The sequence below is a fragment of the Chryseobacterium balustinum genome, assembly GCF_900168205.1.
In the GTDB taxonomy this organism is placed as follows: Bacteria; Bacteroidota; Bacteroidia; order Flavobacteriales; family Weeksellaceae; genus Chryseobacterium; species Chryseobacterium balustinum.
In genome coordinates, this window is sequence record NZ_FUZE01000001.1 from 105340 (window position 1) to 127472 (window position 22133).

Consider the following 22133-nt stretch of genomic DNA (forward strand, 5'->3'; position numbering starts at 1 on the left):
GTTTGATTTTCCTACTCTATCCGGTTTTCGGATATCCCGATATTAATACACTAATATATGAAATACATTATAACAAAATCAAAAAAAAATTATTGATAGTTTTAATTTTACTATTCGTCTTTATTATTGCGAAATGTATTTAATATCTACAAAATCTGTCAGCCAAACATTATTTTCTGAAAGATAAAATTCTATTCCATCATCAAACATTTTTTCAGTATTGATGGTTAAAATAATCGGTTTTCCGTGACGCATCCCCACTTTTGTTGCGGTTTCTTTGTCCTCACTCAAATGAACATGCTTTCGACTTCTTTTCTCAATTCCGTTTTCTAAAATAGAATCGATATTACTTTGAGCTGTTCCATGATATAAAAATTCAGGTGGTTTCTGTGAAATTAAAGCCAGATTAATATCAATAGAATGACCTTGATTTGCTCTGATTCTTGTTTTATCTTCATTAAAAATAAACCGTTTTTTATCATTAGTTTCTACAATTTCATCCAATTCTTCAAAGGTAAAACCTTGAGAATCGTTTGTAGATTTTGCAATTAATTCATCAACATTTGCCCATCCGTTTTCATCCAAATTCAAATTGATAAGTTCGGGATGATGCCTGAGAACGTAGCTCAGGAATTTGCTTGTTTTTTTCTTATGTTGTTCGTTCATGGTTTTTGTTCTAAAATATTAAGAATGTTTTGAACGTTAAAATAATCTTGTTTTAAATTTTCGAAAATCTCTTTTTCATCTTTATTTAATCTTGCTAAAAGAGCTTTCTGTTGGTAATAATATTCCTCAAAGTTATCATTCTCATTTTCCATTTTTCTTTCTAATTCCAAATATTTTTTAATTTCATCTTCTGTACAATTATATGAAAGTAGCTTCACTTTATTATACCAATTAGAATCGTATTCACCATCTTCTTTCACTTCTCTCTGAATCTTTTCTATTTTTATCTTATTTTCTCCCGAAGTTTCCCAATTATTTAATTTCCTCCATAATAAATCATAAATAATTCCTTCACCTAACTCCCCACTATCTGAAAAACTATTGCGAATAAATTCTTCAAGATTATTTAAAAATAATTCATTCTTGTTTCCATGCAAGAAAAGATTCCTAAGGTACATTCCATATCCGAAGTGTAAAGCAGAATCACCACCAAAATATCCAAGCCTTGACGCAAGAGATATATTCTTTAAAGATTTTGTACTTTCTTCGCTTAAATCTTCATTTATTAAAAAATCAACAGCCTCTTCTACAGAATTCAGATTCCTTCGTTTTTCTTTCATCTTTATTGAAATAACCTCATCTTCCCTAACCATATCTTCTATTTGTTTTCTTATTTCTTCGTCTGTAAATTTTTGAGGTTCTTGCTCTTTTACAATTACTGTATTAAAAAGATCAGCTAAGATTATTTCTCTTGAATTAGTTTCGAGAAATGTCTCCATTCTGTGTTTGAAAAAATATAATTCTTCCTCTACAATCATTTTTATTTTGGCACAATCTGCATTCTGAAGATCTTTTCCGAAAACATTTTCAATTTTAATTTTATCAATTAAAGAATGATTAAAGGTGTTCGTTTTCACTTCTGAAAGTCCACCAAACTCTGTCGGATTTTCATCAGGATGAGAATCTTTATACTCTGAAAAGCGAATCCAATCACAATCTATCTTTGCTGTAACTAAAATATTTTCGGTATACTCTATTGAAGTCTCCGCAAATTTTTCAATGCTTTCCTTATTAAATGTAAAAGGAATTTCATAGAACGGAAGTTTTGTAAAGTTATTTTTAGCAAGAAACTCCAGATCTTTCAATGTAAGCAATACGTAGAATGTGATTATTTTCTTCATTTTAATTTCTCATTTAATTTTTCACTTAGCTTTTCTATATCTTCCTTCCTCACCAACACATCAATCCATTCTTCAGGAATGTTTTCAAAACCATAATAAATTCCTGCAATTCCGCCTGTGATTGCTCCGGTTGTGTCGGTGTCCTCTCCTAAATTGACCGCTTTTAAAACCGCTTCAGAATAACTTTCTGCGTTTAGAAAACTCCATAAAGAGGCTTCTAGACTATGGAGAACATAGCCGCTGCTTTTAATTTCATCTTCATCATACCTTGAAATATCATTCTTTAAAATTCTCTGAAAAATCTCAACTTCTTTTGGGTTAAAACCTTGAATTTCTACATATTCCAAAGCTATTTTTTGAACATGATTATATGCTTCTTTTTTATCTCTTCCTTTAATCAATTCAATGGCAAAAATAACATAGATAAAACATGAAAAAACAGAACGAAAATGTCCGTGAGTAATGGATGAAACTTCTTTTACGGTTTGATATAGATTTTCAAGATTTTCTTCATCTTTAAGATAAAAAGCTAAGGGAAGGATTCTCATCAAAGAACCATTCCCATTATCTTCTTCAAAAATATTTCCTGAAAACCTTGCGCTTTCACCTTTAATTAATCTTGCGATGGAATGCCTTGTTGTTCCACCGATATCGAAAAGCCTTCCGTGAGCCGTCCAATGTCCATATTTATTCCATTTAACAAAGCTTTGTTCAATTTTTTCTAAATCATAGCCTTTCGTCAATTCATCAGCTAAACAAAGTGTTAATGAACTATCATCGCTCCAAGTTCCTTTGGGTTGATTCCAAGACATATATTCCAAATATCCGGTAACTGGGGATATTTTTAAGTCTTCTCTTTTCTTGAATTCCACAGGAACGCCCAAAGCATCGCCAATACAAACACCGAAGATTCCGGCTTTTACTCTGTTTTCCATTAGGCTAAATTTACAAGCTTATCAAACAATAATTTCATTCCTTTTGTTGCGGTTTCTTTCATGACAACGGCTCTTTGTCCGTATCCGAAGCCAGTTTCGTTAGGGTTGATGACAATCAACAGACAATCATCTTTGATGTCATGAAGCAATCCTGCAGCCGGATATACCTGCAAAGAGGTTCCTATTACCAAGAAAATATCGGCTTCTTTTGCTTTTTCCGTGGCTTCTTTCATTAATGGAACTTCTTCCCCGAACCAAACAATAAAAGGTCGCAATTGTGCTCCGTCTTCTGCTTTGTCTCCAATATTGATATCTTCTTTTTGATCGTAAATCAAACTTTTATTATTGCATGAGCAAGATTTTAACAACTCTCCGTGAAGATGAATAATATTGGTTGAGCCCGCTCTTTCGTGAAGATCGTCGATATTTTGAGTAAAAATTTGAACCTCAAAATGCTTTTCCAAATCTGCAATTAATTTGTGTGCATCATTCGGTTCCACTTCATGGATTTGGCGACGTCTTTGGTTGTAAAATTCAAGAACTAATTCTCTGTCATTTCTCCATCCTTCCGGACTTGCCACATCGGTTATACTATGATTTTCCCAAAGACCATCTCCGTCTCTGAACGTTTTTATTCCGCTTTCTGCGCTGATCCCTGCGCCGCTTAATATGGTTAGTTTTTTCATTTTGTTTAAAATTTAATCTGCGAGATAGTTCCGAATCAGAAAATTTAATCTCATTCTAATAATTTTTTATAAATCTCTTCATTCTCCTCATCAAAGCATACAAAAATAACTTTCTCAACAACATCTGACTTAAAATTTTTCACTTCTTGAATCGCAATTTTTGCAGCCAATTCTTTTGGAAATCTGTAAACACCAGTACTGATATTAGGAAAAGAAATAGTTTTTACATCTAAACTTTCAGCTAATTTCAAGGAGTTTCTATAACAATTAGCCAACTGTTGTGAACATTTTTCTTCATCATTATTCCAAATGGGACCGACCGTATGAATAACATATTTTGCAGGAAGATTTCCAGCTGTTGTTATCACAGCTTCTCCGGTTTTACATTTTCCTTGTATATTTCTGATCTGTTTACATTCCTCTAAAATTTCCGCTCCTCCTGCACGATGAATTGCTCCATCAACTCCACCGCCGCCAAGTAATGATGAATTGGCGGCATTGACGATTGCGTCTGATTTTATTTTGGTAATGTCACCTTTTATTAATTCAATTTTCATTATTTTAATTTTGATCTAATCTTAATTTTCTATTTAAGTTTTCATGATTAAATAACAATGGTTTTTCTTCGGGAAGAATTAAATTTTCTAAATTATCATTCAAAACAAATTGATGTTGTTCTTTCACAAAATCTGAAATATCTTCAATCAGAATAATATCTTCTTTAGCAAAAGAACGGGTAAATTCATTTCTTAAACCAATTTGAATTGCTCTTCTTTCCAGCTTCCCTCCAAAAGGATCATGATCCGGATCCCATTGCAATCTCACAGAAGATTCTTTTATCTGATCTTGCCACTCTTCTCGGGGAATTTCCAGTCTGTCATTGTACGACGAATAAACTGCATTTTCTAAATATCTTTTGAAAGCATCCATTTTTAAATGTATTGCCAAAATATATTCCTGACCTTCTTTTGTTCCCCATCCATTTCGGTACATCATCCAAAGGAAGTTGGGTTTTATCCAGGTCATTCTTTCTAAACTGAATTCACCACCAAAGTATTGATTTTTAACTGCAAACTCACCAATTTCTTTTCGATATGATTGATACACAATTATATTCTCATCATCAAATTGCGCCATGATATGTTGTCCTTTTTCAGGCCAATTCTATAGTTGTTCTTTATATTTTTTTAATTTGAGTTTCATTGTTTTAAGTTTAACATCAAGTTTTCGATTTCAGCATTTGCAGAATTCTTGAAATTATCCCCAATAAATACTTTTATCACTTCAATGTTTCCAACGATCGCCTGATTGAATGTTTCTAATTTTTCTGATGGAACCCACAATTCATTATGATTTCTGGCTCCAACATTTTGTGCAGGATATTTATTTACAACATCTTCCAACACTTCAAATTTGGTTACAAAACCTAGATAATTCCCTGCTTCATCTCTGGTATTCCATTTTTCTGCAATTTCCGATGCATAATCTTCATCTAAAACAGGATAGAAAATTGGTTGCCACTCTAATCTTGGCGGAAATTTTTTGAAATTGCTTTCTAAAATTAGAATCATTTCTTTTTCTCCGACAGGTCTGTATAATGTTATTTTTTTCATGATTATTAAATTGCAATTTTATTTAAGTTAAGACACTTTTCAATGTTTTTTAATGTCCCGCTTTTTCTTTTTTCATCAGTATTAAAATCAGCGGCTAAAAAATGAGTACAATGTTCAATTCCAAATAGATCTCTTTCATAATCAGAAGTAAAATCACCTATTATTTTCCATTTCCCTGTCATTGTTTTAAATGAATTGGCAAAATATCTTGGCTTTTTTCCGACATGAAGAATCGTTACGTTTTCAGATTTATCCTTTAAAAATTCCATCATTAAAGTATCGGTCCCTGAAAAATCTCCGATAATAAATTCGCATTCGGAAAGATTTAGTTTTTTTAATGGTTCAATATAAAATTCATGAAAGTTTTCCCACGTTACATTCCCATTTCCAGATACATATATTTTTTTCATCATTATGTTTTTAATATTTTTAATTAATTCTTTTAAAATCCGTAGAATAAGGTGAATAAGATCCAAAAACTTGATCAAATTTCATCTTAATATTTTCTATTTTAAATTCCTCATCCAATTGATCTAAACAAGTCACAACCAGATTTTTCTTATTGGCAACAACATAAGCTTCATCCAATTTCAGAGCATAATTTAATAAGCTATAATCCAAATTTCCAAAACGTAAATCCTTTTGATAATCATTAAAAATACAGGTTTCCTCTTCATTGTTTTTTAATGTTAACTCCTTTTCATTGCTCATCCAACCGCTTCCGTGACGTGTTGAATAAGATCTTGTGACGTAAAACATTTCTATATTCTCAATCTTTAAAAATTTACAAACTTCGTACGCATTTTTTGAGATGGTATTGGCAAATGTTACGTTCGGAAAAACGCCATGATCCATATCCAATAAAATCCCCTGACTTCCTTCAAAAATAAGATTGTTAAATGAATTCAGAAAACTGTAACCTTCAATTTTCCAATCAATTGTATCAATAGCTTCTAAAAAATCATGTAATGCAGTTTCAATTTCTTCACCTTCTTCAAAACCGTAATAATTGGCAATTCCTTTTAATTTTTCAACCAACATTGATTTTGGAGCAATTAAGTCAATTGCAAATAATTTAAACGGAGTTTCATTTCTTTTCATTGTTGCGCCCACTCCTTTTCCGCAGGTTCCATGTTCTAAATTTTTGATATTTTTTCTGTTGTATAAAACATCAAAAGGAGTGGTCACTTTTGCCAACGGATGAATATGCAACTCAATATTTCCGTTTTTCTTGATCAATTCCTCCCTTTCATTGAATAAAAAAGTCGGGTGAATCGTGCAATGTTCCGTAAAATAAGACGGCAAACCCCGCAACGCTCCACTTGCAAAACTTGAATGAATGTGTTTTTTATCACCAATCATCACCGTATGCGCAGCCTGTTGACCTCCTGAAAACCGAATAACTATAGACTCAGGATCTTGCTGAGCCAGAAAATCGGTGGTGATACCTTTCCCTTCGTCACCAAATCCTAAGCCTATAACTATTTGTGCTGTTTTCATTTCTTAATACATTTGAATATTATTAAAAACACCTAAATCTTTAGTTTTACTAAAGCCTTCTTTAAATTTACTGCAAACTACATCTTTAATTACCATCGGAACATCTCTGTAATCTTCAATAGACAAACAGTTTTGCCCCAACAAATCTTTCCATCCTTTATCTGCATCTTCTGCCTGCCCTGAATGCAAAACGCTAATGTGAAAAACTTCATATCTTTTTTGAGCTTCCGCCAATAATTCTGTGTGTCTGAAAGTCTGTTGACCCGTTCCCATCAACTCTCTAATCGCAGAAGCCGGAAGTGTTTTCAAGCAAGGTTCATCACCCACCGTAAATAACAAGCCTTTTTGATTTCTTTTTTCAAAAGCATCGGTTCTGGTGTGAAAAGCCGCAAAATACCAAGCCAATAAATAACTTTCTCCAGCATTTCCTCCACCTCCGGATTCAATATAAGTTCTTGTTAACCACATATCCAATTCTTCATCGCCTGATTCAAACTGACCGACCTGTAAAGGATAACCGTCACATTCATGGTCTCCGATTCCTAAGAATAAAAGTGCGGGATCGGGAACTCCGCCCTGGATAATTCCGCCCATTAATTTGGGTAACCCTTCTTTGATCAATTCATGAGGAATATGTCCCATACTTCCGGTGACGTCCAATCCTAAAATAATCGGAACAGAATTCGGATGAACCGCAGAATCTCTTGATTCTCTGAAAGAAATATTTTTAGGATTCATTGATTCGTGTGCCATTCTTTTTGCATTCTGAGTGAAAATTTCACTGGCAGATTTTGATGCATAACCTTCTCTTCTTGCTCTGTCATAACGAGCGTCCATGTCGTATCTTGTACTTCCCATAACTAAAATTTTTTACCAAATAAATATTCAAATCTTTTTGTAGAAACTTCCAGCTGAATATTTAAATTTCTGATTAATAATGATAATTCTATGTCTTTCTGAACGAATGCTTCAGGCTGAAAATCAGCAAATGTCAAACTGTTTTTGTCTAACGGACTGATGTCGATAAGACCTTCCTGTTCGCGTTTCAGTCTTTTTATTTTCAGTTCAATGTCTTCAACTCGGCGTCTGTATATCAACTCTGAATCTTCCCCGATTGTTCGGGCTCGATCTTCTCTTATCTGGTCATTATTTCTTTGTAATGATTCGATAAATCTGGGTTTTAAGTCTTCTTCCATGTTTTTAAATTTTTCATTTGTGTTAATAATACACTAATTTAAAAGTATACAAAAAATTATATTTAATTTTTAAACAAACTATCAATTGCGTTATTGTTACACAAATTTAAAACAATATGATTTTATTAACCAAATTTATTTGTGTTTATTTTACGCTAATTAAAATAAGTAACTGATTAACAGTATTAAAAATTTATTCCGATTAAATATTTACTATTCAAATATTTTTAACAAATGGTTAAAATTGAATATTGATTGATGATTTTCGATTGGAAAAAGAATTAAAGAAAGTGGTTTATTCGCTCATTTGTCATTCTGACGCAGGAAGAATCTCAACACTAATTTATAGATTCTTCATTCCGCTTCGCTTCATTCTGAATGACATTGGAGAAGTAATATATTGTTGGAAATTAATGCAAAAAGATTAGTGAAATTTGTATTAATAAAACTATTTAATTTCAAAATAAAAACCCTGTTCTTCAAGCTCTTTATACTTTTCCTGATTGAAAGTGAATAATTTCCCGGGTCTGCCGCTGCCTTCTTTTTTAAATTGGGAGGTTTCATTGAGAAGTCCGTAGCTCATGATTTTTTTTCTGAAATTTCGACGGTCAATTTCTTGTCCTATAATGGTTTTGTAAAGATTTTCGAGTTCAGAAAATACAAATTCATCATTTAAAAGATTAAAACCAATCGGCTGATATTGAATTTTCGTACGAAGTCTTTTTAACGCAATATCAATAATAGTTTGATGATCAAAAGCCAATTTAGGAAGTTGATTCACACTGAACCATTGCGCGTCTTCCGCATCAGAATCTGCAAACAATTCGTGATAAGAAGGATTGACCAAACCCAAATAAGCTACCGAAACTACTCTATTTCTAGGATCACGACCTACGTGCCCAAATGTATAGAGTTGTTCCAAAAAATCGGGTTTTATGCCCGCTTCTTCCTGTAATTCTCTTTTTACAGCATCATCCAGATTCTCATCATCTAAAACTAAACCTCCAGGTAAAGCCCAACCGCCTTTAAACGGTTCAATATTTCTTTTAATTAAAAGAATCTGAAGATCTTTTTTATCAAAATATCCGAAAATAACGGCATCGACAGCAACTTTGATATCCTGTAACTTTTTTGAAGAATCCATAATTTAATTTGCGTTATGAGTACACAAAAGTAGCAATTAGAAATCTGAATGTCAAGATTAAAATAATTTATTTTTGAATTCTATTTTTCATTAAATTTATAAACAACTTAAAACTAAACAATTATGAAAAAATTTATTCTTCGCAACCTGCGCTGCGCTTCTGTTTATCGCTTGTGATAAAGCAAAAATTGATGTAAAAACCTCTGACGGAAAAGATTCTATCGCCAATGAAGAATGGAAACCGGTAGATTCTGCAACCGCAAACAAAGCATGGATGGAATTTGCCACACCCGGAGATATGCAGAAAATGCTGGCAAAATCTGACGGAGTCTGGTCCGGAGAAAATACGATGTGGATGGAAGACGGCGGAAAACCTATGACAAGTACATCGACAACGACCAATAAAATGATTTTTGGTGGGCGCTATCAAAGCAGTGAACACAAAGGAAATTTTATGGGAATGCCTTTTGAAGGAATGAGCATTACAGGGTATGACAATGCTAAAAAGAAATTTGTAAGCACTTGGATTGACAATATGGGAACCGGAATGATGAATATGGAAGGCGATTGGGATCCATCCAAAAAATCTATTGAATTTAAGGGAAAAATGACAGACCCTACAAGACCAGGAAAAGACTGTAATATGAGAGAAGTCTATACTTTTGTAGATGATACTCATCAAACATTAGAAATGTATGGCCCTGATTCTAAAACAGGCAAAGAGTATAAAACAATGGAAATAAAATATACGAAAAAATAAAATCTAAACCGTTTCAGTTTAAACTTTTAAGAATAAAAAAATCCGCAGAAAATTTCTGCGGATTTTACTTTTATCTCTTGCCTTTTTACTTGGCTCTTTAGCTAGTCATTCAGTTTCAAAACTGCCATAAATGCAGATTGCGGAACTTCTATTCTACCAATTTGCTTCATCTTCTTTTTACCCTCTTTCTGTTTCTCAAGAAGCTTTCTCTTTCCATCATAATTTTTTTCTTCCTTTCTTGGGAGGGATTATTTTTTTAACCTCCTTATCAAAATCAGATATTATTTTTTGAGTTTTATTGAAAACTCCATATTCTTCAACCGCTTTTCTATCCGCAACTACCTTTGAAATTCTTCCCTTGCCTTCTAGAACTTTATATTCATTAAAGTTTAGAAACTTATTAACACTTTCAGCAAGTTGTTGCATTGTAAAGGTATTTTGCCTTTCTATCAATCCTTCTATGTAATCAAAATATCCTGAAACAGTTCTTTCCAACTGCTGTATCTCTTTCTCTTGAAGATAATTTTTTGCAACTACTACATCTTGTTTTAAAATTCTTCCATCTGGAGCATTTTTCCACGTAGCTAACCCCATATTTTCTCTTGCTTTATTAGCAGAAGAATAAATAATTTCTGGTGCTGTTTTTCCTGTTATCGCATAATGAAATTTATTCTGAACCATAGCATAAAATCCTTTTGTTATCTCAGAATTTTTATCATAATCTATGCTACATTCTGCAAAAATATCAGTAACCTGTTGATAGATCCTTCTTTCACTAGCTCTAATAGAGCGGATTCTTTGGAGTAATTCTTTAAAATAGTCTTTACCAAATATTGTTTGACCTTGTTTCAATCTATTATCATCTAAAATAAAGCCTTTAATAATATATTCTTTTAAAGTTTGCGTCGCCCAAATCCTGAATTGAGTAGCCTTTGTAGAATTCACCCTATAACCAACAGAAATAATAGCATCTAGATTATAAAACTCTATTTCTCTACTTACGCTTCTATCCCCCTCTTGCTGAACTTGTGCAATTTTTGCACTTGTTGATTTTTTTTGAAGTTCAGCCGTCTCATAAATATTACCTAAATGCTTAGTAATCACACTCCTATCTACACCAAACAATTCTGCTATAGTTTTTTGGGTTAACCATACAGACTCATCCTGTAATAATACATTAAGTCTCACATCTCCTTTAGGAGTGGTGTAAAGAATAAAGCTTGAGGTATTTTCTTCCATAGAGTAAATTTCTAAAAAAATTTCTAAAAAATAAAATTTTAAAATGTCTATTATTAAACTTTTCCCTAAACTCTCTAATACCTACTAAAAAAAATCTGCAGAAAATTAATTTCTGCAGATTTATATTTTAAAATGAATCGATGACACTAGTCATTCAGTTTCAAAACAGCCATAAATGCAGATTGCGGAACTTCTACTCTACCAATTTGCTTCATCTTCTTTTTACCCTCTTTCTGTTTCTCAAGAAGTTTTCTCTTTCTTGAAATATCTCCTCCGTAACATTTTGCAGTAACGTCTTTTCTTAAAGCTTTAATGGTTTCTCTTGCAATAACTTTCGCTCCTAAAGCAGCCTGAACAGCAATATCAAACTGTTGTCTAGGAATTAGTTCACGCAATTTCTCACACATTCTTTTACCAATGTAATAGGCATTAGAATCGTGAATTAATGAAGATAAAGCATCCACCATATCTCCATTAATAAGAATATCCATTTTCACTAATTTAGAAGCACGCATTCCGATTGGTGAATAATCGAATGAAGCATATCCTTTAGAAATAGATTTTAATCTGTCATAGAAATCGAAAACAACTTCCGCCAAAGGCATATTGAAGGTTAGCTCTACTCTATCAGCTGTCAAATAACTTTGGTTAACAATTTCACCTCTTTTCTCAATACACAATGTCATTACCGCTCCAACGAAATCAGATTTTGTAATGATAGAAGCTTTAATATAAGGCTCTTCTACTCTATCTAAAAGATTAGGATCAATCATTTCAGACGGGTTGTTAATCAAGATGGCTGTATCAGGATCTTTTTTAGAATATCCGTGATACGAAACGTTGGGAACCGTAGTAATCACGTTCATATTGAATTCTCTCTCTAATCGTTCCTGAACAATTTCCATGTGAAGCATTCCTAAGAATCCGCAACGGAAACCAAAACCTAATGCTGCTGAGCTTTCAGGTTCGAAAACTAAAGAAGCATCATTTAATCTTAATTTTTCTAATGAAAATCTTAATTCTTCGAAATCTTCAGATTCGATAGGATAAATTCCGGCAAAAACCATTGGTTTTACTTCTTCAAAACCATCAATCGGTCCATCAGCAGGATTTACAAAAGAAGTAATGGTATCTCCTACTTTTACTTCACGAGCATCTTTAATACCGGAAATAAGATAACCTACGTCACCACACTCCACCGTTTTTTTGGGTACTTGCTTTAGCTTTAAAGTTCCTACTTCATCAGCGCCGTATTCTTTTCCTGTTGCAAAAAATTTGATTTTTTCGTTTTTAGAAATACTTCCATTAACAATTTTAAAATACGCTTCAATACCTCTGAACGGATTGTAAACAGAGTCAAAAATTAATGCCTGAAGTGGCGCATTTGGATCTCCAACTGGTGGTGGAACCCTATTTACAATCTGCTCAAGCAGTTCATGAACGCCTTCTCCTGTTTTACCAGAAACTCGAAGAACGTCTTCGTATTTACAACCTAGAAGTCCCATAATTTCATCGGTAACTTCTTCAGGATTAGCAGACGGAAGATCTATTTTATTAAGGATTGGAATAATTTCCAAATCATTTTCTAAAGCCAGATACAAATTACTAATCGTTTGTGCCTGAATACTTTGCGCAGCATCTACAATCAAAAGCGCACCTTCGCAAGCAGCAATCGAACGAGAAACTTCGTAAGAAAAATCTACGTGTCCTGGTGTATCGATAAGGTTTAATATATATTTTTCGCCATTAAGCTCATAATCCATCTGGATGGCGTGAGATTTAATCGTAATCCCACGTTCTTTCTCCAAATCCATATCATCGAGCGTCTGAGATTGTAATTCTCTTTGGGTCACCGTATTGGTGTACTCCAAAAGACGGTCTGCCAAAGTAGATTTACCGTGGTCGATATGAGCGATTATGCAAAAATTTCGTATGTTTTTCATTTAAGAACTATGTAATTTGCAAAGATAACAATTTGAAGGATAATTTATCATTCTTAATTTTACGGAGAGGAAATTATTTTTCAAAAACATAAGCTCCTGTTAAAGAATCAATATAAACATTTGCTTCTATAGTAGATTTAAAACCAATTCCGTTTATTGCTCCACTGTTCCTGTTCGAACCCGAATCTATTGCTGCTCCAATAACAGCGCCTACAACTCCTCCTGCAACAGCACCAACAAGAACACCTCCCGTTTTGGATTCTTCAAAAAGATTTGCTCTTGAAGAGTAAATATAAAATCCTTTTTCATTTTTTTTCATTTCATCAAAACCCACTGGTGTAAGTTTGTACCCCTTACCTTCTTCCACATAGCAATACATTTCTGATAAAGAAGTTTGTACGTCTTTATCTATCAGTTTTACCACTTTACCATTTTTATTTTTTTTAAGAGAATAATTCGCATTAGGCTCTTGTTTATAAAAGCTTTTAAAATCAGTATAAACTCCCTCTTTTAATTCAGAATTATTTAAAGCATTATAATTTTTACTTAAATATTTACTGTAATTATGAATCTCATTTTCAGGAATTGAATAAGAAGTAACCGTATTAGTATAAGAAGCCTTGATAAAGTCTGTGATAATCTCTGAAATCTGCTCAGCCAAATATTTCGGTGCGTGAGCCACTCTTTTAGGGTTGCAAACAATCACATTATCAAAACGATAAATAAAATAGTAATTATTATTTCTTTTTAGAAAACTTGAAACTTTTATTTTGGTTTTGGCATAAGGATATTCTTTATCTGAGTCTTGCTCATTATAGACTTTTAATTCTTCCAATACTACAACAATGTCTGTATTACCCGTCTTTTTATTGTCTTTTAAAAACCAACTTTCTACGTGACTTTTCAAATCTTCATCTTCAAATCTTATAGTTACAAGTTCTCCTTTATCATCTATTTTACCGATATTTTTATCAGTCCTGTTATCTATTAAGGTAAGTGATCTGGTAAGAGATTTTCTATCTTTAATACTTTGATCAAGCTTAATGAATTCTGTTTTTTGGGCAGAGATACTTATTGAAATAATCAAAAAGAAAAATATTTTTATCATAATTATTTTTTTTTGCAAAAATAGATATTTCCTAAAAACTAAACGACCCTTACAATAAATTGTAAGAGTCGTCCAACATTAAAAAAATAAACTATTATGGAGTTTGCTTTGCTCCTGAAGTATTTTTTTTACCACCATGAGGGTGTTTTTCATTCATTTTATCTCTCATCATTCCTTCAGATTGAAAAAGCTTCAAAACCTTTTGACAAGGAATCACAGTCTGCATCTTCTCAGCATACTTTTTTCTGTTATCAAATAGTTTTTGACCTACTTCAAAACTTTGCTGCAATTTTACTTTTGCTTCATCCTCAGAAAGTTTTTCAGGATCAAAATTAGAATCAAATTGATTTTTTATATGTTTCTGATTATCTAAATATTCGTTGTACATTGCAGTAAACTCAGCTTTATCCTGTGGAGCAACATCCAGCATATCAATAACCATATTATTTCTAAATTGGGTAAGAAGTGCTTTTCTTTCATCTGGCGAAAGATTGTTTATTACCTCTTTTCTTTGATCTGGATTCATTTTTTTCCAATCATAATCCTTGATTTGTGCGCTGAGCCCCAAACCTGAGATAATAAAAAGTGTAAATAATAATTTTTTCATCTTTCTTTTAATTATATAAATCTAAATAAACATCTTGGCTAGAATTGTTTGCCAATTCTGCTATTTCCGAATTGTTAAGCGATTCTAAATATTCGTTCATATGGATTTCATTAACCGTTTTTACCGTTTTTTTATTCTTCTTTTCAGAATCATTATTAGCAACTTTCGAAACGATGGACTTTATATTCATCTGTTTTTCAGTTCTTTGATTCGGATTTTCTATCGAAGTTAAATCTGATTCCAAAGTTTCATATGCAAGTTGACTTTCTTTCTTAGGTGCAGTTCTGTTATCAGTATAGTTAAGGTTTGAATCTCCATTGGTTGAAGAATCTGAGTTTAAATTATAAACAAAAGTCGACCCAAAAATAAGAGCTAAAGACGCTGCTGCTGCATATCCCCAATTCATTTTGAAAATTGGAGCTTTTCGCTCAGTCTTTATTTCACCCATCACTCTGTTCTGAATATTTTCAAACATATTTTCAGGTACTGCGTAAATGTTTTGGCGCTCTAATTTTTCCAGATCAAAACCTTGAACTCTGCTTAGAACCTTTTCCTGAATATCTTCAAATATATTCTCAGAAACTTTGTAAATATTTTTACGTTCTAAATTCTCCAGATCAAAATCTTTTACTCCACTCAACACCTTATCCTGAATATTTTCAAACATATTTTCAGGTACTGCGTAAATGTTTTGGCGTTCTAAATTATCTAGATCAAAATCTTTCATGTTGTAGGTTCTCAAAAATTATCTCTCGTAATTCTCTTTGATATATTCTTCTATTTTCTGTTTGGCATAATGATAATTTGTTTTTAAAGTTCCTACCGACATATCAACTATTTTAGATATCTCTTCGTAAGGTAAATCATCATAATACCGCATCATAAATACCAGTTTCTGCTTTTCAGGCAGGCTCTGTATAGCTTTTTGCAAAAAAACTTGTATTTCTTCAGCATCACTGTGTGTATTATCGGCAACCAGATTTTGCATATAATATTCCGGATCTTCATCAGTTTTCTGCATTTTTTTCAGTTTATTGATTTGTTGCAGTGCTTCATTGGTGGCAATTCTGTACAGCCAAGTGTACAACTGACTGTCATTCTTGAACTGATGAAAATTTTGGTAAGCTTTTATAAATGTTTCCTGCAAAGTATCCTGAGCAAGGTCTCCATCTACAATAATACGTCTGATGTGCCAATATAATCTACTCTGATAAGCATCCATCAACACCCGAATACCTTTTTCAAGCGTTCGTGGGTTTTGCATCAGCGCAATAATCTCTGCGTCTTTAATCTTCATAAGATGCTTTCATTGTTTTGGATTACAAAAATATCTAAAAGTTAAATTACTTATTCAATTTTGAGTCCAATATATTAACTTTTAAGATTTATATCAATAATATTAATTTGAAAACATCCGTTATCATTCAACTTTCCTTCCAAAACTAAAAACGCTTATCTTTGTTTTATGCAAACAGTCATTATCGGTTCCGGGAATGTTGCCTATCATTTGGCAAAAGCTTTCGTTCAAAATGGTATTTCTATAACCCAAATTTTTGGAAGAAATGAGAAAGAACTTCAGAAAATTTCTTCTGAATTAAATATTTCCTATTCCACAGAAAATCTGGAAGATGCAGATCTATATATTATTTGTGTAAGTGATAATTCTATAGAAAATGTTTCAAAAATTATCTCTAAAAAAGATTGTTTAGTTGCTCATACTTCAGGTTCTTTACCTAAAGAAGTTTTGACAGGGGAGTACAGAAGATCAAGCTTTTACCCTTTACAGACTTTTTCAAAAACTAAAGATTTAGATTACACGAAAATTCCTTTTTTTATTGAAACTGAAAATGAAAAAGACCAGAAAATCTTAACTGATCTAACTTCCAAAATTTCAGAAAATGTAATGGAAAGTACTCATGAAAAGAGAAAATATATTCATTTAACGGCGGTTTTTGCCTGCAATTTTGTGAATCATCTTTTTGCAAGAGCTAAAGAAATTTCAGATGCTCAAGAAATTCCGTTCGATTATTTTTTACCGTTGATCAATGAGACCGTTCAGAAGATCTCTGAAATAGAGCCAAAATCAGCACAAACCGGACCCGCAGTGAGAAATGATAAAAGAGTTTTGGAATTACACGAACAGTTATTAAAAGACGAAAGTCTTGAGATTTATAAGACAATGAATCAATCGATTAAAACGATGTATAAATTGCCATAAATTTTTAACTTTGAGGAAAACCAAAAAAATGAATACAAACATTATCCGTTCCCTCATCATTGGAGCATCTATCGTTATTACAGCTTTTGTCTTGGGCTCAAGTTTTAAAAACAGAAATTTAAAACAAGATACAATTTCCGTTACTGGCCTTGGTTCTAAAGATTTTATTTCAGACGAAATAAGTTGGGGTGGAAGTTTCGACGCCAGTGCAATGGATGCAAAAGAAGCTTATAATTTGATCTCGCAAGACAAAGAAAAAGTAAAGGCTTTTTTCTACAGCAAAGGTTTCAAAGCAGGAGAGTTTGCTTTTGGTGGAGTTAATTTTTCAAGATCTTACCGTACAGTGACGACAAAAGAAGCAGACGGAACAGAAAAGTCTGAAGATATTTTTGATGGATATAAAGCGACTCAAAGTGTATTTTTCAGAGCTAAAAAGAATCCGGTCTTGATGAAAAAAATCGAAAGTGTGATCGACAAAACGGCCGAACTTATCAATAGAGGAGTACAGTTTGAGCCATCTTCAGCACAATATACTTATTCTGACCTTGCTTCATTGAAACACAGTTTAATAGAAGCGGGTTCAAAAGATGCCAAACAAAGAGCTGAAAAAATTGTAAAAAGTGCAGACGGAGATCTTGGGAAATTGAAAGACGCCTCCATGGGAGTCTTTCAGATCACAGCAAAAGGTTCTACTGATGAGGATAGTTATGGTGGAAATTTTGATACCTCAAGCAAGGAAAAATCAGCGAGAATTACAGTAAGACTTACTTACAATCTCGACTAAAATATTTATTAATAAAAAACAAAGGATTAATAAATGCGATTGATTTAATTTTTTATCAATCATCATTTATCAATCATTAATTAAAATGAGTTATAAAGAGAAACTAAAAGACATAAAAGCATTTGTATTTGATGTAGACGGTGTATTCACAGACGGAAGTGTTTATTTGATGCCAGGTGGAAATATGAGCCGAGTAATGAATGTTTTGGATGGTTATGCAGTTGTAAAAGCTTTAAAAAATGATTATCTGATAGGTGTTATTACCGGAGGAAATGATGAAATGGTGAGACACAGGATTAATTACTTGGGAATACAGGATTATTATGCAAAGTCTCATGATAAAATGGTGGATTATGAAGATTTTAAAGCTAAATATGATCTTAAAAACGAAGAAATTTTAACAATGGGAGACGATGTTCCGGATTTTCATATGATGCAGAATTCGGCAATTGCCACCTGTCCTGAAAATGCTGTTCCTGAAATCAAAGGAATTGCAGATTATATTTCGCAAACCAAAGGTGGAAGTGGAGCAGTGCGTGATGTCATTGAGCAGGTAATGAAGGTTCAGGGAAAATGGCATGATGATAATACGCAATCTGTATAATTATCAGATAGCAATTATCGTTTATCAATCATCATTTATAAATACTAATGAAAATACTTTTAGCATCACAATCTCCGAGAAGGAAAGAGCTACTATCAAGTTTAGGTTTTGATTTTGAAGTCGTAAAAATTGACTGTGAAGAGATTTTACCTGACCATATAAAAATAGGAGAGGCCGCAGCTTATTTATCTGAATTAAAAGCCAATGCATTCAGAATTCTTCAAAAAGATGAAGTTTTATTGACCGCAGACACGGTCGTTGCCCATGAAAACCAGGTTTTAGGAAAACCAAAAGATGAAATGGAAGCAAGAGAAATGCTTCAGTCATTATCAGGAAAAATACATCAGGTCTATACGGGAATTACAATCAAAACTTTAGATAAGATCATCACCGAAACCGATGTTGCCGATGTAGAATTTGATGAAATCACTTCAGAAGAAATCGATTTTTATATTAAAAACTACAAACCATTCGACAAAGCAGGAAGTTACGGGATCCAAGAGTGGCTCGGAATGGCAAAGATTAAAAATATCAACGGAAGCTTTTATACCATAATGGGACTTCCAACGCATTTAGTTTATAAAATTTTGAAGGAATTATAAATATTTTCAAAATAAAATTTTATTATTTTTACAAAATCATCAAACTGCTGATAATAAAAAGTAAATTAGCGAGTTATATTGAAATAATGAAAAAAAATATAGTATTTCTTTTAGTAGCGATTGTCGTCGTTTCCTGTGGCACGAAAGTGAAAAAACCGGAAGCACGCTCTAAGTTTTTGAAAGGATTTTCGACATATTACAATACCCTGTTTAATGCAAAAGACGCTTTAAATAGTGAGTTTACGGAAAGAGACAAAGCCCATAAAGATAATTTTTATGCGCCTTATATTCCTATATTAACTTACGAAGAGCAACCTTTAGGAAGTGATTTGGGACAATCTTCAGTGTTTGCAGAAAATTCTATGAAAATGGCGGAAGTAAACCGCCCTCAACAAAACGGAAGAACTGCACTCGGAATGCAGGGAAATAAGCCTCAAGACCCTAATAATCCGGAAGAGAAGAAAGGAGCCAGTGTTTTGGAAATTGCTGAAGCAAAAGCCTTAAAAGCCATTAATAAATATTCGGTCATCAGAAAAGGAGAGGAGCAAAACAAAACTATTTTTGATGCTTATATTATTCTCGCTCAATCCAGAATTTATCAGGGAAAATCAATTAAAGCATTGGATGCTTTAAACTATGTTTTCACCCATATGAAAGAAGATAAAAGGCTTCCATTGGCTCATATCTATGAAGCTTTAGCTTATTCTCAGATTAAAAATTACCATAAATCTGATGAAATCTTTAATAAACTTAGAAGTGAAAAATTAAGCAAGGATCATGATAAATTATTGAGTATTTATTATGCTGAATCACTTTTGGATGCAGGAAAAAAAGAAGAATCTATCAAAGAATTAGACCGTGCTTTTGAACTGAACGGAAACAGAAAACTAAAAAGCAGAATTGCATTTTTACGAGGTCAAGTTTTACAAGAACAAGGAAAACAAGATTTAGCAAGAGAAAGTTTTTTAGCCGCTTATAAATATGCTAATGATTTTGAATTTGAAGTAAAATCTCAGATCGAAATTGCCAAAACATTCAACGGAAAAGGAAATTATGAAGGCGCAAAAGATTATCTCGAAAAAATAAGTAAAAAAGGAACTTATGGATCTCGAAAAAACGAATTTTATTATGCTTTAGGTTTAATGGCCAATAAAGCTGGTAAGAAAAGCGAGGCACAAGAATTTTTCAGAAAATCATTGCTCGAAAAAATTTCTGATGGGCAGGTGAGAGGTTTGGCTTACTATGAGATTGGTAAAAATTATTTAGATAAAAATGATTATATAGGAGCTGGAGCTTACTATGATTCTGCATTGGCTTCTATGACATACGAACCTTCGAGAATCTTGCTACAAGACCAATCAAGTTACATTAAAAAAATCTCTAAAAATTATTATTTAATTAAGAAAAATGACAGTATTCTTTCTTTGGCGAAAATGACCGATGTACAGAAAACTGATTATTTTGCAAAATACATAGATAAACTAAAAATAAAAGAAGAAAAAGAAGAACAGGAAAGAAGACGTGCTGAGAGAAGCAAAGGTTTTGATACCGGAGATTACAATGCCAATTCTCTTTTTGCCAACAGTTCAAATTCTTTTGAAGATTTTGGGACTACAGCTAAAGGCTTTTATTTTGGAAACACCGGTACGGTAAGCAAAGGTACATCTACCTTTAAGCAGGTTTGGGGAGACCGTGCATTGGTCGATAACTGGCGTTTCTCTAAAAAAATGGCTTCGCTGGAAGACATGAAAAATGAAGCTTTGGGAGTGACTTCGGCACCCAATCCGAGACGTTTTGAGCCTTCTTTTTATATTGAGCAGATTCCTGCAGATGCTGGTAAATTATCTCAGCTGAAAAAGGATAGAGATACTGCTTCATTAGGTCTAGGCGTGATGTATCAGAATTATTTTACCAATACACCTTTAGCTACAAAAACGCTTTATGATTTGATCGATGTAAAACCGGAAGAGAAAGTAATGCTTCAGGCATTATATGAAATTTTTGCGATGAATTATGAGAAAGACCCTCAGGCTTCAGCCCGAGCAAAACAGATTTTATTGACCGATTATCCTTATTCTTCTTTTGCAGAATTTGCAAGAAATCCTAAAAATAATACGTTTGTAAAATCTTCTGAAGAAGTTGAAAACGAATATAAAATGGCTTTTGCGCTCTATGAATCTGAAAAATTTACAGAAAGTCAGGGCAAAATAGAGCAGGTGATTCTTAAATATCCAAAAGATGCGTTAATTCCTAAACTGAATCTTTTAAATGCATTTAACGCCGGAAAAACTGGCGGAAAAGAAGTAATGATTCTGCAGCTTGAACAGATTGTTTTGAATTATGCCAAAACACCGGAAGGAATTAAAGCTAAAGAAATGCTGAATTATCTGAAAAGCGACATTGCATTCCAGGCAACGGATAATAAAGGAAATAAAACCCCTAATAGTCCTTTTAACGGTCCGGGGCAATCTAATAATATTCAGCAATCTCAAACCAGTAATTTCGTTCCTAGCGACTCAGCTGGTCAGCCAATGAAAAATAATCCTCCTCAGAATAATAACAATATTCCGAAAAAAGCAGGAAATAATACCATGCAGAAACTACAGCAGACTACGGATGAGGTAAAAACAATGAAACAATAAAAAAAGCGAAGATTTATTCTTCGCTTTTTGCTTTTTTCTTTACTCCATGAAAATCTTTCAGATAGAAAGGCTCGAAGTAAGCAATATCTTCAAAGTCTTCATTCTTTATTTTTTCTAACGTTTTCTTTATTAAAAACTGAGCAGAAGGATATATTTCTGTATTAAATTCGGCATTCGGGAGTTGCAGTATTTCTTTTGCTTTTACAGCTCCATCGCCTACAAAAAGTACTTTTTTATCTTTTAATTCTTCAAAAGAATTTTCATCTAAAACTTTAGCTTCAGTCGGAATAAGTTCTTCGCCCGAAACACCGTCATATGCAGCAGTATAAACCTCCATTCTTCTCGCATCGACCAAAGGGATGATTAATTCATAGTTTTGCCCTAAGAAAGGCTCTATCATACTTTCCATGGAATTAACCGCAATCAAAGGAATTTTTAGTCCGTAGCAAAATCCTTTCGCAGATGCAGCCCCGATTCTCAAACCAGTATAAGAACCTGGTCCTTTACCCAAAGAAATGGCTTCAATATCTTTCATTGACAAATTGGCACCTTCCAAAGCCCATTCTACAAAAGTGTGTAGCGATTCGCTCTGTTTATAGTTTTCTGAAACTTCTTCCGTAGAACAAAGTAGTTTTTCACCATCTGAAATGGCTACTGAACAGTTTTTTGAGGACGTTTCGAGATATAGTATTTTCATTTTAATAT

The 22133-nt window shown here is 32.8% G+C and carries 25 protein-coding genes and 1 pseudogene; 6 read left to right on the forward strand and 20 right to left on the reverse strand.

The features are described 5' to 3' along the window. Positions 1-123: 123 nt before the first annotated feature. The 12 genes from B5X64_RS00530 to B5X64_RS00585 all read right to left on the reverse strand — a co-directional run bounded on the left by B5X64_RS00530 (position 124) and on the right by B5X64_RS00585 (position 8921). Entirely contained in the window at positions 124-666 is a 543-nt protein-coding gene (locus B5X64_RS00530; RefSeq protein WP_079463410.1) for an RNA 2'-phosphotransferase, read from the reverse strand. Next, entirely contained in the window at positions 663-1847 is a 1185-nt protein-coding gene (locus B5X64_RS00535) for a hypothetical protein (RefSeq protein WP_079463411.1), read from the reverse strand. Before B5X64_RS00535 ends, B5X64_RS00530 begins: the two co-directional genes overlap by 4 nt. Further along, complete coding sequence (locus tag B5X64_RS00540) at positions 1844-2782, reverse strand: ADP-ribosylglycohydrolase family protein (RefSeq protein WP_079463412.1); 939 nt, start codon at positions 2780-2782, stop codon at positions 1844-1846. The genes B5X64_RS00535 and B5X64_RS00540 overlap by 4 nt, the downstream gene beginning before the upstream one ends. Continuing rightward, positions 2782-3468 carry an SIR2 family NAD-dependent protein deacylase gene (locus tag B5X64_RS00545; protein WP_079463413.1) on the reverse strand — a complete coding sequence of 229 codons (687 nt, stop codon included), beginning with the start codon at positions 3466-3468 and terminating at the stop codon, positions 2782-2784. The genes B5X64_RS00540 and B5X64_RS00545 overlap by 1 nt, the downstream gene beginning before the upstream one ends. Before the next feature lie 50 nt (positions 3469-3518). Continuing rightward, a complete protein-coding gene (locus B5X64_RS00550; protein ID WP_079463414.1) occupies positions 3519-4025 on the reverse strand; it encodes an O-acetyl-ADP-ribose deacetylase in 507 nt (168 codons plus the stop codon). A gap of 4 nt (positions 4026-4029) precedes the next feature. Beyond that, the gene (locus B5X64_RS00555; RefSeq protein ID WP_111944901.1) at positions 4030-4605 is read right to left on the reverse strand and encodes a DUF4291 domain-containing protein; all 576 of its coding nucleotides are present in this window, start codon (positions 4603-4605) and stop codon (positions 4030-4032) included. Between the two features lie 62 nt (positions 4606-4667). Next, positions 4668-5081: an ADP-ribosylation/crystallin J1 gene (locus tag B5X64_RS00560; protein ID WP_079463415.1), complete on the reverse strand. Its 414-nt coding sequence runs from the start codon at positions 5079-5081 to the stop codon at positions 4668-4670. A 5-nt stretch (positions 5082-5086) separates the two neighbouring features. After that, positions 5087-5491, reverse strand: a complete 405-nt coding sequence (locus B5X64_RS00565) for a hypothetical protein (RefSeq protein WP_079463932.1) — start codon at positions 5489-5491, stop codon at positions 5087-5089. A gap of 19 nt (positions 5492-5510) precedes the next feature. Beyond that, positions 5511-6581, reverse strand: coding sequence for an adenylosuccinate synthetase (locus B5X64_RS00570; protein WP_079463416.1), 1071 nt, complete (start codon positions 6579-6581; stop codon positions 5511-5513). Between the two features lie 3 nt (positions 6582-6584). Further along, complete coding sequence (locus B5X64_RS00575) at positions 6585-7439, reverse strand: hypothetical protein (RefSeq protein WP_079463417.1); 855 nt, start codon at positions 7437-7439, stop codon at positions 6585-6587. A 2-nt stretch (positions 7440-7441) separates the two neighbouring features. After that, complete coding sequence (locus B5X64_RS00580; protein ID WP_079463418.1) at positions 7442-7777, reverse strand: hypothetical protein; 336 nt, start codon at positions 7775-7777, stop codon at positions 7442-7444. A gap of 448 nt (positions 7778-8225) precedes the next feature. Further along, positions 8226-8921: an NUDIX hydrolase gene (locus tag B5X64_RS00585; RefSeq protein WP_079463419.1), complete on the reverse strand. Its 696-nt coding sequence runs from the start codon at positions 8919-8921 to the stop codon at positions 8226-8228. A 274-nt stretch (positions 8922-9195) separates the two neighbouring features. On the opposite strand from B5X64_RS00585, the gene B5X64_RS00590 reads away from it, so the two are divergent. Continuing rightward, positions 9196-9681 (forward strand): DUF1579 domain-containing protein, encoded by a 486-nt coding sequence (locus B5X64_RS00590; RefSeq protein WP_111944900.1) that lies wholly within the window; start codon positions 9196-9198, stop codon positions 9679-9681. Between the two features lie 101 nt (positions 9682-9782). Here the strand turns inward: B5X64_RS00590 and B5X64_RS00595 are convergent. The 7 genes and pseudogenes from B5X64_RS00595 to B5X64_RS00625 all read right to left on the reverse strand — a co-directional run. Then, positions 9783-9893 (reverse strand): annotated as a pseudogene (locus B5X64_RS00595) (hypothetical protein); the annotation flags it as partial. 4 nt (positions 9894-9897) lie between these two features. After that, positions 9898-10920 carry a virulence RhuM family protein gene (locus B5X64_RS00600; protein ID WP_079463421.1) on the reverse strand — a complete coding sequence of 341 codons (1023 nt, stop codon included), beginning with the start codon at positions 10918-10920 and terminating at the stop codon, positions 9898-9900. A gap of 146 nt (positions 10921-11066) precedes the next feature. Next, a complete protein-coding gene (lepA, locus tag B5X64_RS00605; protein WP_066681227.1) occupies positions 11067-12863 on the reverse strand; it encodes a translation elongation factor 4 in 1797 nt (598 codons plus the stop codon). A 73-nt stretch (positions 12864-12936) separates the two neighbouring features. Then, complete coding sequence (locus B5X64_RS00610; RefSeq protein ID WP_066681222.1) at positions 12937-13971, reverse strand: hypothetical protein; 1035 nt, start codon at positions 13969-13971, stop codon at positions 12937-12939. Positions 13972-14065: 94 nt separating this feature from the next. Beyond that, a complete protein-coding gene (locus B5X64_RS00615) occupies positions 14066-14578 on the reverse strand; it encodes a hypothetical protein (protein WP_066681220.1) in 513 nt (170 codons plus the stop codon). A 7-nt stretch (positions 14579-14585) separates the two neighbouring features. Then, the gene (locus B5X64_RS00620; RefSeq protein WP_228418672.1) at positions 14586-15305 is read right to left on the reverse strand and encodes a hypothetical protein; all 720 of its coding nucleotides are present in this window, start codon (positions 15303-15305) and stop codon (positions 14586-14588) included. An 18-nt stretch (positions 15306-15323) separates the two neighbouring features. Beyond that, complete coding sequence (locus B5X64_RS00625; RefSeq protein ID WP_066681218.1) at positions 15324-15875, reverse strand: RNA polymerase sigma factor; 552 nt, start codon at positions 15873-15875, stop codon at positions 15324-15326. Between the two features lie 168 nt (positions 15876-16043). Between B5X64_RS00625 and B5X64_RS00630 the strand changes: the two genes are divergently transcribed. From B5X64_RS00630 to porW, 5 genes are all read left to right on the forward strand, one after another. Next, on the forward strand, positions 16044-16796 hold the full coding sequence (locus tag B5X64_RS00630) for a Rossmann-like and DUF2520 domain-containing protein (protein ID WP_079463422.1): 753 nt from the start codon (positions 16044-16046) through the stop codon (positions 16794-16796). A gap of 28 nt (positions 16797-16824) precedes the next feature. Then, entirely contained in the window at positions 16825-17580 is a 756-nt protein-coding gene (locus B5X64_RS00635; protein WP_066681214.1) for an SIMPL domain-containing protein, read from the forward strand. Between the two features lie 85 nt (positions 17581-17665). Further along, positions 17666-18184 carry a KdsC family phosphatase gene (locus tag B5X64_RS00640; protein WP_066681212.1) on the forward strand — a complete coding sequence of 173 codons (519 nt, stop codon included), beginning with the start codon at positions 17666-17668 and terminating at the stop codon, positions 18182-18184. A gap of 47 nt (positions 18185-18231) precedes the next feature. Next, positions 18232-18786 carry a Maf family nucleotide pyrophosphatase gene (locus tag B5X64_RS00645; protein ID WP_066681211.1) on the forward strand — a complete coding sequence of 185 codons (555 nt, stop codon included), beginning with the start codon at positions 18232-18234 and terminating at the stop codon, positions 18784-18786. An 86-nt stretch (positions 18787-18872) separates the two neighbouring features. Then, on the forward strand, positions 18873-21428 hold the full coding sequence (gene porW, locus B5X64_RS00650) for a type IX secretion system periplasmic lipoprotein PorW/SprE (RefSeq protein WP_079463423.1): 2556 nt from the start codon (positions 18873-18875) through the stop codon (positions 21426-21428). A 13-nt stretch (positions 21429-21441) separates the two neighbouring features. Here the strand turns inward: porW and tsaB are convergent, their stop codons facing one another. Next, positions 21442-22125 carry a tRNA (adenosine(37)-N6)-threonylcarbamoyltransferase complex dimerization subunit type 1 TsaB gene (gene tsaB / locus B5X64_RS00655; RefSeq protein WP_079463424.1) on the reverse strand — a complete coding sequence of 228 codons (684 nt, stop codon included), beginning with the start codon at positions 22123-22125 and terminating at the stop codon, positions 21442-21444. Positions 22126-22133 lie beyond the last annotated feature (8 nt).